Source organism: Bradyrhizobium sp. 31Argb, assembly GCF_043638955.1.
In the GTDB taxonomy this organism is placed as follows: Bacteria; Pseudomonadota; Alphaproteobacteria; order Rhizobiales; family Xanthobacteraceae; genus Bradyrhizobium.
Genome location: NZ_JBEGDB010000621.1, coordinates 1 through 1,088 on the forward strand (window position 1 = coordinate 1; position 1,088 = coordinate 1,088).

General features: G+C 60.8%; 2 protein-coding genes. Both read left to right on the forward strand.

Translation table 11 applies throughout. The features are described from left to right. The first annotated feature begins 227 nt into the window (after positions 1 to 227). Positions 228 to 743, forward strand: a complete 516-nt coding sequence (locus tag AAFX91_RS41875) for a hypothetical protein (protein ID WP_394570372.1) — start codon at positions 228 to 230, stop codon at positions 741 to 743. A gap of 1 nt (position 744) precedes the next feature. Further along, entirely contained in the window at positions 745 to 1,035 is a 291-nt protein-coding gene (locus AAFX91_RS41880; protein WP_394570373.1) for a hypothetical protein, read from the forward strand. Positions 1,036 to 1,088 lie beyond the last annotated feature (53 nt).

A 1,088-nucleotide genomic window follows, 5' to 3' on the forward strand; every position in this document is an offset into this window, starting at 1 on the left:
AGAAAGGGATCAGGAGCGGTCAGTTTCCAACTAACAAACCGGTTCAAGCGGTCCCGCTCCGCGGGTCCATTTCAGGTGCCCTTCCGTGTCACGCTGCAGCCGAACGGAGCTGCGGTGTTTGAGGCCCCGGCCGGTCAGGGCGAAGCATCGCCGGCCGAGACATCTGAGGACGTTCGGAAGCTGTTGTGACAAAGCCACCCCGATCCGCCCTGCCTCTGCCTAGGTATGTGGAGCGCAAGCCGCTCAGGAGCGGCGGGTGGGGTTATTTCTTCCACGTGCCATCGTGGGCCAAGAAGGCGGGCTGCACGGTGCAGAGCGAAGCGCTTGGTGCAGACTATGCTGCGGCGGTCTCTCGATGTGAGACCATCCTATTGCCCACCTTCGATGCATGGCGAACCGGCAGCGCGAGCATCTCTCCTACAACGTCGCAAGCCGCGGCCGCACCTGGAACACTCGATTGGGTGTTTGCGGAATACCGTTCCGACCGTCGCTACACCAAGCTCGACCCAAAGCGCAATCACGAAGTAGGATTCAAGCTGGTCGGCGGCTACATTCTGAAGGATGGCAAGCCCCTTGGCGAGAAACGCTTGACTGCGATCGATACAGCCCTAGCCGACGATCTCTATGAGAAGCTGCTGGTCCTCAAGGTCGCCAAGGATGGCGTGGTTGTTGAGCGGGAGCGTCGCACCACAGTCAATCTGCGGTCGCGCTTGGAACATCTGCGCGCGACGCAATCCTGGTAAGGTGCCGCTGGTCAATCCGTTCGCCAAGATGGGTCTGCAGGGCTCAAGCCGCGAGTCACCGACCGCGACCTATGAGGAGCTGGTCACGTTCCGCGCCAAGGCGGTGGAGCTTGGCCTGTCATCGCTGGCGACTGCTGCCCTGATCGCATGGGAATGGCTGCAGCGAGAGACCGACATATTCGCGACGTTCGACGTCTCTCACTATCGACCGAAAGAGCACCCCAACATGGTGCGCGTGATCGATGAAAAGACGCGCGCGGAAAGCTGGGGAGCTATGCGGAATTTTGGGTGATGAGGTGATCAGGCGGCGTGGTTTGCCGGCATTTGGATGACCTCGATGCCGTC